This window comes from Marinovum sp. J2-8, from assembly GCF_055808435.1.
The window spans coordinates 984,248-997,953 of the sequence record NZ_JBVVRZ010000001.1 but is presented as its reverse complement, the minus strand read 5'-3'; the positions used below and the strand labels follow the sequence as shown (position 1 = coordinate 997,953).

Here is a 13,706-nt window from a genome sequence, read left to right as displayed (position 1 = left end):
TCTGTTCAAAAATATCCCGGGGGTCCGGGGGCTGGCCCCCGGTCCGTCGGCGCGCATCAGCGCGACGAACCCACAACAGACCACACCCCGGCGGGCAAAGCTACTGGATCAGCCGGGCATAAAGGATCAATTCAGGCCGGTACTCAAAATGCATCCCGTCATAGTGATGCCATTTGCCGCCCCAGATAAACCCGTACCGCTCCAGACTGCGCACCACGGTTTCCGGGATGCCATTGCGATACTCACCGGCCTGCCCCTCTGGCACACCACCCCACCGCCAATAGCCGCCATATTTGGTGTTCAGATCCAGCGCGATACCAAAGCTATGCGCACTCAGCCGCGTTGTGCCGGCAATAACCCGCCAATTGAAACTGCCCCCCACATTGCGCAGGCTGGCATGATCGGCCGCATCGCTTTGGCTGATCTCGGCCATCGCTGCGGCCAATTGACAGCCCACGCCATGCCGGTCCGTCATCAGATAGGTCGCCCGGCCCGGCCCCGGATAGCGCACTTTTTGCAGGCTGTCGCGCGCCGCACTTTCCTCAGAAAAATAGAGTGCGCGAAAGAAACCATCGTTGCGCACCCGCCCCGGATCGTTCCACGGCGCGGCCCTTGGGCCCAGATCAAAATCCAGCGGATAGCGATAGTGGAATTGCTCCACCACCGATCCATCGGTCAGCATCCCCTTCGGATCACCGCCCCGCACCCGCCCCAAGGGCAGCGTTTCGCCAGAGGCAAACACCACCTGTTGCGCCGCCAGATCCACCGTCAAACCGGGATAGGCCATCTCCAGCGCCACCTTCAAGGGCGAACCACCATCCGGAAGCGCCATCGCCAGAAAGTCACGCGCCCCACAATCCGCCGCAAGCGCGGGCTGGGCCAGAAACCCAAGCACCAACAACCCTTGCCGCAGACGTGTCAGCATCCCATGCGGCTTTCCATGGATTTCAGCTCATTCACCCGGTTCTTTTCCGAGGCGGTCAGCGTCGGATTCGACGTGTAGCAATTGGAATTGTCGAAGGTGTTTTTGCCCCGCGCGGTCTTGAAGCAATATCCCTTGCGATCAAAGATTGAATTGCGCTCATACCACAGCTCATCACAGCTGGGCCCGCTGCTGCGCACCGCGCCACTCAACCCGCCACTTTCGGGGCGTTGTCCGGCGCCGTTCTGCAAATACCGGCCATAGGCCCAGCCAGACACATTCTGCCATTGCACCGCGCACCACCGATATTTGTAGCCGGATTTGACCTCACAGTCAGAGACATAGACCCCCGTCGCATTATAGGGGATCTCGGCCACAACGCCGTATTCGTCGCCATATTTCGACTTGCCCGGTCCGGTCCGCAGGTTCAGCGTGTCGTTCGAGGCCACATCCACCAGCGAATAATACCCCAGATACTCGGTGCTGCGATGGCCGCCGCGTGATTGTTTCAGATACTTGCGGCCAAAGGCATAGCCCTGAATGCAGCCATAGGTCACGTTACACCACCCGTTAGAACCACAGGACTGCACCCGCACCCCATCCGCATTGTACGGCAATTCGCCAATGGCCTTGTTCTTGCTGCCGGGCCCAGACCGGACAAACAACGTGTCATCCACCGGGATATTGGTCACCGACCAACGCCCATCCAGTGCCGGACAGGAATACTGCGCGCTTGCAGGCGGCGGATTATGGACAGGCGGATTGTATACCGGCGGATCCGGCTCGACCTCGACCGCCGCGGCTTTTCATAGGCGGCCAGTTTTGCCTTGGCTTCATCCGCATAACGCCCTGCGGGAAAGACGATCAAATAGGTGCGATAGGCATCTTCGGTATCGGTCGCTTCTGCCTGTTCCCAATAGTCCCTGTCGGCCATGTCCAACAGCAATTTGCGGGCATCTGCGGCTTTGGGGTGATCGGGATAGCGGGCCAGAAAATCCTCCAGATCTTCTTTGCGACCACCGGAGACCGCGTTGATATAGGCCACCAATGGATCTTCGACCGCATGCGGGCGTGCCGGGGGATCGTCGCGCTCATCGCGGGGCGCATGGCCCGGGGTGTCGTCGCCATCCGGCAGGCCGACAAGATAGATTTCCTCATCCGGCAATTGCATCCGTTCAATTGGCACCTGCCTGCCGTCGGTCTGTTCCCGCACCTTGGCGCGCACCTTGCGGAACATCCGCCCCACCTCCAGTCCCGGCTCGTCCAGAACCTCAAGCAGGGCTTCGGTATAGGGGCTGTGCGTTCCCGCCCCGTCATCCGCGGTACTTCCGGCCTCGGCGGCGAAGCTGACCACCAGACCGCTTTCACCTTCCAGCGACACCGGGGCCAATCCGCGTTTCAGCGACCGTGTGCCATTGGTACGCTCCATCGACGAGGCAAAGGGATTGTCGCGGCAGGCATCCAGCAACACCATGCCCAGCTTGCCCGCCTGACGCACCGTGGTCAGCATCGCGGTCAATGGCAGGGCCTCAAAGGTGGCTGTCGCCTCGGATCGCATACGTGCATCAACCGGGATAAGGTAATTCGCACCGCTCATTTCGATCCCGTGACCGGCATAAAACACCACCGCCAGATCGGCCCGCAGCGCTTTTTCGGTAAACTCGCCCAGCGCGATACGGAAGTTCTGGCCGGTCAAATTCTCACGCAGCATGACGTCAAAGCCAATATTGCTCAACTTCTCTGCGACGGCGCGGGCATCGTTTTGAGGGTTGGCCAAGGGCGTTGTCTGTTCATAAGCGGAATTGCCAATCACCAGCGCAACGCGGCTTTCGGCCAATGCCGCACCGGTCAACACGGTCCAGAACAACAAGACAAAATTCATCAGACGCATGGTAATTCCCCTATCTGGCCAAAAGGCCAATTCGATCGGCCGTAAAGGATGCCACACACCAGGCAACATCACTGTGGCGGCCGCATCGTGCTTCGCGCTGGCCAATCCAGCTGCCCTGACTGGCAGCAGCAGACGTGCCCCGGTTTCGGGCCGATTTATACACCTGCAACAACAATTGGTCCTGACGGCCCAGGACATCACTGGAACAGATCGCCCGTTCAACCCGGGTCGAGGCCCGGGCGCAATTGAACCCCGGCCCAATGTTGCCCGACAACCGCCCACTGCGCAGCGCATTGATCCGGTCACCGGACACGGTCTGGACACATCCGGCAACGGCCCAGGCCACCCCAGTGCAAACCGCATCGCGTTGTTTCAACCAGCCGCGTTGGTTGCCGACATCGACCCAGCCGTTGCTGCGGGCGTTCTGAAAGGCAGACAAAAGGTCATTGTCCTGACGCGCCAGATCCGAATTGGAACAAATCGCATGCTCCACAGCCGTCGAGGCCCGGCGGCAATCAAAGCTAGGGCTGGCGCTGTTGCTGGGTGGCGGTGTCACCACGGGCGGTGGTGCGGCGACAGGGGGGATCACCGGCTCTGCCTCGGTCAGGGCGGCAATACGCGCCATCGCCTCGTCCACATATTGGCCATCGGAAAACACGATCAGATAGCGGCGGTAGGCCTGCACGCTGTCTTCGGCCCGGGCCTGCGCCCAGAACGCATCATCCTGCATCAGGGCAATCAGCTTGCGGGCGTCTTTGGCGCGGGGATGATCGGGATAGCGTGACACAAATTCATTCAGCGGCTCGATTTCACCGGTGGCAACCGCATCCAGATAGACCACCATCGGGTCACGTGTGACCGGCCCACGCGGAAGATCGGTGCGCGGCGGCGGTGTGGTGTCGGGTGGCGGGCTGGCGCCTTCGGGCACAAAGTAGATCGCCTTGTCCGGCAGTTGCATCCGTTCGACCGGCACCTGTTGGCCATTGGTCGCCTCGCGCACCTTGGCACGGATCTTGCGGAACATGCGACCGACCTCCAGCCCCGGTTCGTCGATCACCTCAAGCAGGGCGGTGGTATAGGGGCTGTTGCCGCCGTCGCCATCCTCAGCGGTGCGCCCTTCCTGGGCGGCAAAGCTGACGATCATCCCCTGCTCACCCTCGACATTCACCGGCGCCAGCCCGCGTTTCAACGACCGGGTGCCATTGTTGCGCTGGATGGTGGCGGCAAAGGGATTGTCGCGACAGGCATCCAGCATCACGATGCCCAGCACCCCCGCATGGGTCACCACCGACAGGATGTCATCCAGCGCCAGCGCCTCGAATTGCGCGGTCGCCTCGGACCGCATCATCGCATCCACCGGGATCAGGAAATTTCGCCCGCCCAGCTCGATCCCGTGACCGGCATAAAACACTAACGCCAGATCCGCCTGCAAGGCCGCCTCGGTAAACTGCCCCAGGGCCAGGCGCATGTCCTGCCCGCCAAGGTTTTCATGCGCCATGACATCAAAGCCCAGCGTTTCAAGTTTGGCGGTCAGCGCACGGGCATCATTGACCGGGTTTTCCAGCCGCGCGGCATTGGTGTAATCGGAATTGCCAATCACCAGCGCCACACGTGTTTCCGCCCAAAGCGGCATGGCGGCAAAAACCACCAGCGCCAGCGCCAGCTGAAACATATGGGTCAGATCACGCCGCATAAGCACGTTCCAATGCTGCCAGCGACCCACGGCCCAACACGCCATCCACCGCACCGGTGTAATAGCCCCGCGCCTTCAAGGCCTGCTGCAACTCGCGCGCCAGGGCCCGGTCAAAGGATTTGTAATTTTCGATCACAAACCGCGACCCATATTCCAGCGACAGCACCAGATAAGTGCCCCGGTCCTCTGCATCTGTGCCCAGATCCGCATAGGGGCCCCAGGCAAGCCGACCACAGGAATAGGCATGGCGCAACGTGCAGGCTTTTTTGCGCAAGGCGAGGCCCCGAACCGGATCGGCAGGCACGTCTTCCAATTCAAGCATCCCGGCGGCATGGCCGCAATAAAACCCGGTATCCCCCTCACAGGATTGCAGGGCCAGTTCAAAAGACCGCGGGAAATCCTGTGTCACGCCTTCGCCCCGGTAATACAGCCCGGCCAGCCGACCACAGCCCCAGGCATTGCCATCATCACAGCCCTTCTGAAAGAATTCCGCCGCAAGTTCATGATTTTCGGCCGTTCCCGCCCCTTCGGCGTGGAACCATCCGGCGCGGGCGCAGCTCCAGCCGTTTTCCAACGCGCAGCCACGGGTGAAATAGGTCAAAGCGCCCTCGAAATCCTCTTCCCCAAGGGTGCCGTATTCCAGCATTTCCCCAAGCCAGCCACAGGAGCGGCCATCGCTCAGGCCACAGCCCTTTTCGTACCATTCCGCAGCGGTTTCGAAATCCGGCGTGCCCAGAGACCCATCCTGATACAGATTTCCGACGTTGCTACAGGTCCAGGCCTCCTCTGGCCCGCAGGTCGCACTAAGCCGCGCCAGCGCCAGTTGCATGTCGGGTTCCGGGGCGCGCCCGGCCTTGTGCATCCAGCCCTCCATGCCACAGCCATTTTCATCGCCACCGGCACAGGCTCTGGCAAACAGGCGCAGCGCCTCGGCGTCGCTGGCACCGTCAATCCGCTTGTTCTTGTGGATATATCCCAGCGACCGACACGCCCAGGTTTCGTCCAGCTCGCAGGCCCGGCTGAGTTTGGCCACGGCGACCTGAAGGTCCGGGTTTTCCACCCGCCCGCGCGAATGCATCCAGCCGACATTGCCACAGGCATTGGTGTCCCCCAGATCACAGCCTTTGGTGAACAGGCGCAGCGCCTCGGCGTCTGATGCGCCGTCGATCCGTTTGTTGATATGGACATGTGCCAGCGACCGACAGGCAAACCCCTCGTCCGCGTCACAGGCCATGGTCAGATAGTCAATTGCCGTCGCAAGATCCGACTCTGGCGCGCGGTCGTTGGAATGCATCCAGCCAAGATTGCCACAGGACGTCATATAGCCGTTGTCGCAGCCCATGGTGAAATAGCGCAAGGCCTCGGCATCGCTGCTGTCGGGCAATTTGCCATCAAGATGCAATTTCCCCAAAGCGTTCGGCGCACTGCGCAGCCCCATCGCCAGCGCCTGATCATAATAGTCCATCGCCAGATCGTAGTTCGGCGGCGTGGCATCGACGTAAAGAGACGCCAGACTGAGGATCGCGCTCTGATACCCGGCCTCCATCGACTTTTGATAGAATTCTGCCGCCTCTGACACGCTGGCCTCCATGCCGCCGTAACCATGTTCGGCGATCACCCCCAGCCGTTCATAGGCAAAGGCCGGATCGGCACGGCCGCCAAGCTCCATGTATCGGCGAATGCGCGGATCATCGTCATCACCAACCCAGATCGCACGCCCGGCCAGAAAGTAGAAAAACCATTCTTCGGGGTAGTCCAGTATCGCCTGCTGACAGGCCGCCAGCGCGCGTTCGGGTTCAATGGCATCATAGGCAATAGAGCCCCCCGGCACGCGCGGGTGCCAGGCGTATCCGGCCAGACGGTCGCATTCCGTCAGCTCCTCGACCGAGGTGCGGAAAGAGGATTTAAGAATTCGTTGTCCGAAGTCCCTGCATTTTCGCCCTCGACCTCTGCGGTGGCGGGGCCGGTCGCATCCGATGTCTCTGCCTCGGCATCCTTTGCAATGGGCGGCACCAGATGGATTTCGCGCCCCGGCAAGTCGCTTTCGAAAATCGGGGTCTGCTCGCCATCGGTGCGGGCGCGCACGGAATCGCGCAGGCGGCGGAAAAAGAAACTGATTTCCACCCCTGGTTCATCCAGAAGCTCCAACAGCGATTCCGCATAGGGGCTGTGGTCGCCTTCGCCGTCCGCCGCCGTTTGGCCCGGCGCGGTGGCAAAACTGACAACCTGACCACGTCCGGGATCCGGCAAAGGCGCCAAACCGCGACTGAGCGACCGGGTCTTGTCCAGCCGTTCGATCGAAGACACCCAAGGATTGTCGCGACAGGCGTCCACCATGATGATCGACAATTGCCGCGCCAATGCAGCCTTTTCCACCAGCGTCTGCAACGAAATCGATTCAATGTCGGCCTCGGCCTCATGTTCCAACAGGGCATCGGTCGGGATCAGATAGTTTTCGCCCGACAATTCGATCCCATGCCCGGCAAAATAGACCAGTGAAATATCGGAATTGCTGGCCTCGCGGGCGAATTTGCCGATCAGGCGGCGAAACCCGCGATAATCCAGATCAATGCCCAACGTGACCTCGAACCCCACCTGTTTCAGCCGGTCGGCAATGGCGGTGGCGTCACGTTCGGGATTGTCCAGCCTGGGTGCGTTTTCGTAAGCGGAATTGCCGATCACCAGGGCAACCCGTGTTTCGGCCGCCGCAGTCAGCGCCAAAACCGACATCACCAATGTGATCAGAAAACGCAGCACCATGCCCTATCCATCCTCTGTATAAAGGCCAATGACCCCGGTTTGACAGCTGCCGCGCGCCAGAACCGACGGCAGCGTGTCATCATCGGGCACTGTCTTGGCATTGAAATTGTCCAGCATCCGGCGCAGATCCAGCGGCGGGCGGCTACAGAAAATTGCCACCAACTGATCCTCGCCGGTGGGTTCGGTCACCCGAAACCGCACCGGAAAGCCGCGCGGTCCGACCTGATCATCGCCCGAAGGTTTCAGCGGATGAAGATATTGCAATGCGCCATTGCTGGCCACGTTGAACAACGTCAGATACCGCAGCTCGCGACTGGGCGGAGTAAATGTGAAATTCACAAACGCCCCAACCGGATTAAGGCTGTGGTCCTGCCCGGCTTTGACCCCAACCGCCGCGCGCGACGCTTTTTTCGAGGCAAGTATATGGCGCAGCGCCTTTGTGCGGGCGACCATGCGGCTGGCATCACCGGTGATTGTGGTGATGCGGTCGCCGGTGTGGTTGAACACATCCCACCGCCCGCCGCCCAAATCCCGGAACGACAGTTCGGGGGATGCATTGACCACATAATAGCTGCCGTCTTTCAATCCCGGCGGAGGGGGGCCATCAAAGCTGACAGCCACCGCATCGCGTGGCGGATCCCCGGCCTTGGGCTGTTCCGACTTAGGCGCCTTTGCGGCGGGTTCTGCAAAGGACAGCAGCGCATGCGCATCCCCCCGTGGCAGAATGCGGGGCTGCTGGCTCTGTTTCATATGCGCAAACACCCGATCATCCAGATAATCGGCCATCTCGGCGCGGGTCATTGTGCCGTCGTTGTTGGTGTCCGCCGCGCCGGTGATCGCCTCGGCAAAGAACCACGACAGCGCGCCATGCTGTTTGCCGTCGATCCGGGTTTCCGTCACCAATCTTTCTTCGCTGGCGGTCGCAAGGATCTGGGTGACATGGGCCAGTTCATCACTGCCATCGTCGCCCTCTTCGGCGATGATTTCATCCTCCAGCGGATCAATACCGGTGTCCCACACCCCACCATTGCGCGTCAGCCCTATCGCCCCGGTGTCGACCTTGCGGGTCAGACCGGCGGAATGGCAACTGTCCATCACCCAAATCACGTTATAGGCGGCGGCCTCGGCCAGGATCTGGCGCAGCTGATCATCATTCAATCGCCCGACCCGCGGATTTTTCGGGTCGAATTCATAAAACATGATGGTTTCGTCTTTGTGGTCCGTCACCTCGTCAAAAGGTTCGGAATTTTCCACCTCTTGCCCGCCATGGCCGGAAAAGGTCACAATCAGCGTATCCCCCGGCGTCGCTTCGGCGATCATCGACCGCCAGCCCGCGAGAAAGGCCTCGACCGTGGCACGTTCGTCGATCAAAAGCCGCTCGTCCGGCAGGTTGATCCGCACCCGGCGCATCGCGCTGGCAATGCGTTGGGCATCGTTCACCGCCCCTTGCAGATCCGAAAGCTCGCCTGCGGGCGCGGGATGGGGGCTGAAAGCACGGTAATCATCCACCCCCACCACCATGGCATATTGCGCCGCGTGGACCGCCGGGGCGGCCCCCAGGGACAATGAAATGACACAGGCCGCAGCCCGCAATTTATTTGTGCAGGACAAGCTCCACTCGCCGGGCAATCGCCTGACGCTCCTCAATCGAATACAGGTAAGGGTCCGACAGTTTGGGCGGAACGCGTTCGCCTTTGCCGTCGATATGAATATAGGTATAGGCGTCATAGGTCGCGAGGTAATGGGTGAGGTAGTCGCGCACGGCCTGGGCCCGGCGATAAGACAGATCAAGGTTGTAGCTGTCCGACCCGCGCTCGTCCGTGTGACCGATCAGGGTGATTTCGCTGATCTTGTTGGCCTTCAAAAAGGCACCGACATAATCGGCCTCATAGGCGGCCTTGTCGTCCAGATGATCGGAGTTTGACCCGAATTTGATTGGCAGGAACACAGTTGTCACCGCCTTGGCCGCGCCGTCGGCCACGGCGTAATCCTCTTTCTTGCCACTGGCATAAGGATCTTCGTGCACCACCTTTTCTTTTACTGGTTCTTTTGCGGGTTCTTTCACTGGCGGCTTATCTTTGATCTCCGGCACGTCGACGTGATCTTCCTTGATCACCTCGGCATGATCTTCAAAGCCTTTTTCCTCTTTCGGGGGCGCTTCGTGCACCTCCTCGTGGTCGGTTGCGCCACCGCCGCCGACCTCATCGCCATAGGATTCGATGGCGATGCCGCGCACCGCGCTTTTCAGGACGCCGCTGGGCGATCCACCGCGGGTGATCGTGCTGTCCAGCGTGCCAGCCAGCATCATGTTTTCCTGTGCCAGCCGCGCCAAACGTTCGGCCACCGGCACCAGACGTTCATCCGGTGGCGTCAGCGCCGGATCGGTGATCGTATCCAGCGCCGCATTATAAAGCTGCGCGGCTTCGTCCCGGTTGCCTCTGGCTGCGGCAATGTCGGCACGCACCGCCTGCACCGACCAATGCAGCCCCGGCACACGTTCCAGAACCGCCTCGGCCGCAGCCAGATCGCCCTGCGCCACAAAGCGCCCCGCGCGGCTGGCCAGAACGCCTGACGCCTGTGCCGTTGCGCGGGTCACTGTTCGTTGGTTGCATATACCACCCGTCCGCAGGGTTGAAACCGCCGCCAGAATGTCATCGACACTGCCCGCCGCATAGGTATCACGCAGCGCTTTCAAACCGTCAGAACAGGTTGCGGCAAAGGCCGCCCCCGGCAGAACCGTCGTGGCCAGGAGAGCTGCAAAAAGTGTGGTGCGTAACATCGTTGACCCCTCCTTCACTCGAAGACTTCGAATGTGACGTGATTGGTGGCACTTTGACCGCCATCTTCCTGAACGCGTTCGGCCGCTTCGATGGCAATGCCACGGGTCAGCGGTTGGAAACGTGACTTGGCATAGTCCAACGCGCCCTCGGCGGTCATTTTCTGGTCGCCCAATCCGCCCATCCGGCAATAGGCCAACATGGTTTCGCCTTTGCCCGGTTCGTCAAAGCGAATGCGCAGACCCGACCCTTCGTAGGGGATTTTGCGCTTTTCACCGGCCTCAAGGAATTGTGGCCCCAAAAGCGCGCCGGGCAGTTCCTCGATGTTCTTGCTTTCTTCGACATAGAACATCTGCAACTCGCATTTGTGGCTGGCTTCGATGGTGAATTCCAGAAGGTCGTCGATGTAGTAATCGTTCTGGTCCACATGGATCGCCAGCGTCAGCTTGTCCTTCTTGGCCTCTTCGGCGGGCGGGGCATATTTCACCGGTTCGGTCACGGCCGGTTTGTAAACAACGTCTTCTTTTTCGACGACTTCCTCGACCGCTTTTTCGACCTCTTTTTCCAGATCGCCTTCGGCATATTCCTCTGGTTCGTGTTTGACCTCTGCATAGCTTTCCGCCGGGCGATAGGGGCGCAGGTCGGTCATCCGTTCCAGAATATCGGCATAATATTTCTCGACTTCCGAGCGCTGGATCTTGCCACCCGCATCAAGCCGCGACAACCAGTCCCCGACCACAACCGTCAAGGTCGGATCGCCCATCTGGCGGGCCCGGACGCGGAAAGTGTCTTCGTCAAGATAGAAGTCGCGGGCCAATTGCCGAACGTCGAGCGCATGGAAATGCATGTCGGCCAAATAAGTGACAATCTCGCCTCCACCGACCGAATTCGGCGCCCGCAGGCTGGCCATCTGACCGCCGGCGGTCATGCTGGTGGCGTTCAGCTCTGCCAATGCCGACAGGAACGAAGCCCGGTCCTGGGCATAATATTCGTCCAGCTCGTCATTTTCGACATAGAGCTCCAGCAGCACCTCCAGTTCATCACGCGAGAAACGCTGTGACGACATCAGGGCATCGCGGACCTCGTCCTTTTTGTTGATCATGCCATTGTCATGGCAATCAAAACAGGACCGCGCATTGACCACCTCGACACCTTTGCCGATTGGTTTGGTGCGGAACGACACGATAGAGGCCGGGCCGACTAAGAGCCGCTCACCAAGGTTGGTGGACAGGTAATAGCCCTGCAATCCATTTGGCAGGGAAAAGATCATTTCGCCGCCGTCATGTTCGAATGGTGCCGTGCCAGAGGGCGTGCGCGCCAGTTCTTTTGGGCCGTCGGGGTGAAGCTCCAGCGATTGCTCCCCGTGGCTGCCGGCAAAGTCATAGGACTTCCAGTAATAGCCATCCCGCGGCAGATCGAACCGCTCCAGCATCCGGTTGTGATCCGACACGCCGGACGATCCCGGCAACATGCCGCGCGAATGACCTGCAATTCATCAATCTCGCGGTCGGCATCAACGCCAATGCGGTCTTCGATGTCGCGAATATCGGCGGTCAGATCCAGCAGGATGTCGTAATAGGGCGATTGCGACGCAAACCGCGCCACCCAATCCGCCCGCATGATCGGCACAAAGGCCCCGGTGGCATCCGCCACGGTTTTCAGCAGCGGATCATAGGCGGGATCAACGCCATAGGGATAGACGCTGGCCAGATCTTCCCAGGCCTCTTCGTCAAAATCGGCGTTTTCGACCTCTTCCGTAAAGACACCGGTCGACAGCGACAGCCAGTCATCAAAGGTCCATTCATAGTCGCGCAGGTCAATGCGGACCACCGCACCTTCGGTGTTGGGCACCGGATGCACCGGCACCACACTGCGGCCGTTAGACATTGAATTGATCAGCTTATTGAAACCGGCGTGCATGTAATGCATCGGGTTTTTCAGTGCGCCCACCGCGCCGCAATCGACCTCGGCCAGCGGCATTTCCGCAAAGGTGAAATACCGCATATACTGCCGGTCGCGTTTTTCCACATCATTGATGTCGCGGGCGATGGCCAGCATGCGTTCCTCACGCGAGAAGCCGGCAAACAGCGGCGGCGGCAATTCTTCGTGCGGCACGGCGGCCACCGGCGGCACCGGTGCACTGTCCGCCCCGGGCGCTTCGGCAACGGGCGCCGGTGCGGGGGCTGCCGCTGGCATCTCTGGTTCGCCAAGCGCCACGATCCACTTGTGCAGCACCTCCAGCTCGTCCTTGCTCATCTTCTTGCCGGTGGGCATCCGTCCGGCGGCCACCGATTCGTAAATCGGCGACTTTTCGGGGTTGCCGGGGATCAGGATCCGGTCGTCAAACTTCATGTCGGCAATGTCGCCGGTCGGGAACACCCCGTTATAGGTCTTGCCCGGCGCATGGCAGGCGCGGCAATAATCTTCGATGATCTGATCAGCCGCCGCCACCAATTGCGGATCGACGCCTTTTTTCGCGACCGCAGCGGGCGGCGCGGTTTTCGGGGCGGCCGGGGCCTCGGCCGTTTCGGCGGGCGGCGGCATCACCGGCTCAAGCGGCTCGGTCGATTCACAATAGGCCTCGACGCGTTTCATCAGCCGTTCGGCACCGGTGTGATCCTCGATCACATCTTCGCCGCTCTCCTCTGCGACCTCTTCGACCACGGGATGATCGGGGATCGGGTCGACCTCGGCCACGCGCACCGGCGTATCCGTACCGCCAGAGGGCGTGTCGGTTGCATCGGCGGGGGTGTTGATCACGATGGGCGGCGTCACCTTGTTTCCACCCGGCAAGGTTTCCACATCCACATTGGTGCCAGACAGATAGGCATAGATCGCCGCGCGATCCGCGCTGGCCAGTTGCGCGGTCTGGCGCGCAATCCGGCGCATCGACGGCGATGTCATTGGATTGCCGTTCAGCTTCTTGGCCTCGGTCAGCGCGCCAATCACGAAATTTTCCATCGGAAATTTGGCAAGCCGGTCGGCGGTGATATCCGGCGCATATTCCCCAAGCAGGCCAAATTCGCCCTCATAGGCGCGGGTGTTGTCCAATTCGTATTTGAAGCCCAACCCGGTATCGCGCGGCGTGTGGCATTCGGCGCAATGGCCGACCGCTTCGACCAGATATTGCCCACGCGCCATTTGCGGATCGGACACAGCGGTCAGTGGCCCGCGTGACGACGAAAACTTGTCGAGGACAAATTCGCTCATGTAGGAAATATTATGCTCGCGGCTTTTGGCATCTGCGGTGGGCAGCTCTGCCATAAAGGCCTTCATGTCGAGCGCATCTTCCGGCTTCATTCGGCCATAAGACGGATAGGGAAACACCGCGCCGAAATATTTGTCGCCATCGGGTGACGTGCCGCGCAGGACCGCATTCAAAAAGGTGGCATTGCTCCAGTCACCAATTCCCGCAGCCTTGTGGTGGGTGATGTTCGGGGCATAAAGCTCGCCAAATCGGGTCGACATTTCCTGGCCACCCGCCAGAATTGTGTCATCACCGTCCACCGCGTGACAGGTGGCACAGCCTGCCGCGTAATACATCGTCCTGCCGTTTTCCAGATCCGGTTGGTAATCCGCATAGGCGCCCGCCTCGAACAACGCGCCTGTTTGCGCCCAGGATGCAGTGGCAAATACGCCAAGGACGAGGCCGAGTGTCATATG

General features: G+C 60.5%; 9 protein-coding genes. All 9 read right to left on the bottom strand.

The annotated features are described in order from the left end of the window. Positions 1 to 100: 100 nt before the first annotated feature. Complete coding sequence (locus tag AC0L4F_RS05000) at positions 101 to 925, bottom strand: M15 family metallopeptidase (protein ID WP_244685976.1); 825 nt, start codon at positions 923 to 925, stop codon at positions 101 to 103. Next, the gene (locus tag AC0L4F_RS04995; RefSeq protein ID WP_244685974.1) at positions 919 to 1,614 is read right to left on the bottom strand and encodes a YARHG domain-containing protein; all 696 of its coding nucleotides are present in this window, start codon (positions 1,612 to 1,614) and stop codon (positions 919 to 921) included. Before AC0L4F_RS04995 ends, AC0L4F_RS05000 begins: the two co-directional genes overlap by 7 nt. Beyond that, positions 1,611 to 2,813, bottom strand: a complete 1,203-nt coding sequence (locus tag AC0L4F_RS04990; protein ID WP_244685972.1) for a caspase family protein — start codon at positions 2,811 to 2,813, stop codon at positions 1,611 to 1,613. The genes AC0L4F_RS04995 and AC0L4F_RS04990 overlap by 4 nt, the downstream gene beginning before the upstream one ends. Before the next feature lie 10 nt (positions 2,814 to 2,823). Continuing rightward, positions 2,824 to 4,506, bottom strand: a complete 1,683-nt coding sequence (locus tag AC0L4F_RS04985) for a caspase family protein (RefSeq protein ID WP_244685969.1) — start codon at positions 4,504 to 4,506, stop codon at positions 2,824 to 2,826. Then, positions 4,496 to 6,337 carry an SEL1-like repeat protein gene (locus AC0L4F_RS04980; RefSeq protein ID WP_244685967.1) on the bottom strand — a complete coding sequence of 614 codons (1,842 nt, stop codon included), beginning with the start codon at positions 6,335 to 6,337 and terminating at the stop codon, positions 4,496 to 4,498. Before AC0L4F_RS04980 ends, AC0L4F_RS04985 begins: the two co-directional genes overlap by 11 nt. Before the next feature lie 41 nt (positions 6,338 to 6,378). Next, positions 6,379 to 7,266: a caspase family protein gene (locus AC0L4F_RS04975; RefSeq protein ID WP_244685965.1), complete on the bottom strand. Its 888-nt coding sequence runs from the start codon at positions 7,264 to 7,266 to the stop codon at positions 6,379 to 6,381. A gap of 3 nt (positions 7,267 to 7,269) precedes the next feature. Beyond that, a complete protein-coding gene (locus tag AC0L4F_RS04970; RefSeq protein WP_244685962.1) occupies positions 7,270 to 8,877 on the bottom strand; it encodes a caspase family protein in 1,608 nt (535 codons plus the stop codon). Continuing rightward, positions 8,861 to 10,045, bottom strand: coding sequence for an OmpA family protein (locus AC0L4F_RS04965; RefSeq protein WP_244685960.1), 1,185 nt, complete (start codon positions 10,043 to 10,045; stop codon positions 8,861 to 8,863). Before AC0L4F_RS04965 ends, AC0L4F_RS04970 begins: the two co-directional genes overlap by 17 nt. A gap of 1,264 nt (positions 10,046 to 11,309) precedes the next feature. After that, positions 11,310 to 13,703, bottom strand: coding sequence for a c-type cytochrome (locus tag AC0L4F_RS04960; protein ID WP_244685957.1), 2,394 nt, complete (start codon positions 13,701 to 13,703; stop codon positions 11,310 to 11,312). Positions 13,704 to 13,706 lie beyond the last annotated feature (3 nt).